The 1,655-nt window shown below is 43.0% G+C and carries 2 protein-coding genes; both read left to right on the forward strand.

The window, feature by feature from the left end:
• On the forward strand, window positions 1–261 hold a 261-nt coding region (locus ABHN01_RS24645), incomplete at its 5' end, for an SDR family oxidoreductase (RefSeq protein ID WP_429877735.1).
• A 49-nt stretch (window positions 262–310) separates the two neighbouring features.
• Window positions 311–1,627 (forward strand): MFS transporter, encoded by a 1,317-nt coding sequence (locus tag ABHN01_RS24650; protein ID WP_429877736.1) that lies wholly within the window; start codon window positions 311–313, stop codon window positions 1,625–1,627.
• Window positions 1,628–1,655 lie beyond the last annotated feature (28 nt).

Here is a 1,655-nt window from a genome sequence, read left to right on the forward strand (position 1 = left end):
GCGCTTGAATTGGCACCTTTTAAAATTCGGGTGAATGCCATTAATCCAGGACCCGCTGAAACGCCGATGCTTGGAAAATTCCTGTCTGGTGATGAAAAAAAAGTTGAGGAAGACAAAAAGAAAATTTTTCTGGACAGTGTTCCTTTAGGCACCTTGATTCAACCGGAGGACATTGCTCAGGCCGCTTTATATCTGGCTTCCGACTTGGCAAAAGCGGTCACTGGAGAAATCATGAATGTCGATGGCGGCCGAGGGGTCTAGTCTAATTTTATGCTTTTAAAAGAAATCAGAAAGAGAAAGGGAGGTTTATATGAATCTATCAATTGAAGAGCGAACAACAAAAAAAGTGTTTTGGAGAATAATTCCGTTTATTTTTTTGTTATACATTGTAGCCTTTCTTGACAGGGTCAACCTTGGATATGCTGCACTGGATATGAACAAAGATTTAGCCTTGGCCAGCTCTACCTTCGGATTAATCTCAGGTATTTTCTTCTTTGGATACTTTCTCTTTGAGATTCCCAGCAATATACTTCTCCACAAATTTGGAGCAAGAAAGTGGATCGCACGGATCATGGTCAGCTGGGGATTGGTTGTGATTTTGACCGGTTGGGCAGAGAGCGCCGCACATCTCTATGTTCTGCGATTTCTTTTAGGAATAGCGGAAGCGGGATTTTTTCCAGGCATTATTTTATATATTACTTACTGGTTTCGTGCAAAAGAACAAGCCAGAGCTTTCGCCTTGTTTATGACTGCGCTGGCAGCCTCAAATATCATTGGAGCTCCATTATCGACCTGGATCATGGATTCCATTCAATGGGCAGGTATGCCGGGATGGCGATGGATGTTTGTTTTAGAAGGAATACCGGCCATCATTATAGGTATTATTACGTACTTTTACTTAACGGATCGCCCTCAAGATGCGAATTGGCTGGAACAGGAAGAAAAAGATTGGCTCATAAAAGAAATTGAGCGTGAAAATAGCCAAAAAGGAAACCTCAAACAGTCTTCAACCCGACAAGTGCTGACCAACCCTCTGGTTTGGAAGTTCTCTTTGATTTACCTAACTCTCGTAGTCGGTCTATACGGCATTGGATTTTGGATGCCGACTATCATTAAATCCTTCTCGACGGTGCTCTCTAACACTCAGGTAGGACTCATTTCCATGGTGCCCTACATTGCCGGAGGAATCTGTATGATCTTGTGGGCCAGGCGTTCAGATCGAACCGGTGAGCGAAGATTATCTACTGCACTGCCGCCTTTACTGGGAGCCCTAGGCTTGATTGGGGCTGGGATGACGTCAAATCCCTATCTTTCGATTTTGATGATGTCTATTGCGACCGTTGGAATCTACAGCTTTTTTGGTCCTTTCTGGTCATTGCCTGCACTATTTTTGACAGAAGCCTCAGCCGCTGTAGGGATTGCACTCATTAATTCAATCGGTAACTTAGGAGGTTTTGTTGGACCCTATATGATCGGATATTTAAAAGATGCCTCCGGAAAGATGGAAGCAGGACTATTCTTTCTAAGCTTTTCTTTAATCATTACGAGTTTGCTAGTATTTAGTTTAAAAAAGGAAAGTTCAGGAATGAAAGCCGATGAACCGCTTGTAGAAACGAAATCTTTGTAGATGTGCACGCAGAGGAAGGGGATATGCA

This window comes from Fictibacillus sp. NRS-1165, from assembly GCF_050468105.1.
Classification (GTDB): Bacteria; Bacillota; Bacilli; order Bacillales; family Fictibacillaceae; genus Fictibacillus_C; species Fictibacillus_C terrinigri.

Bases quoted from the DNA above. Each gene is read 5' to 3' on its own strand.
- ABHN01_RS24650 (WP_429877736.1), top strand. From the start codon at position 311: ATGAATCTATCAATTGAAGAGCGAACAACAAAAAAAGTGTTTTGGAGA.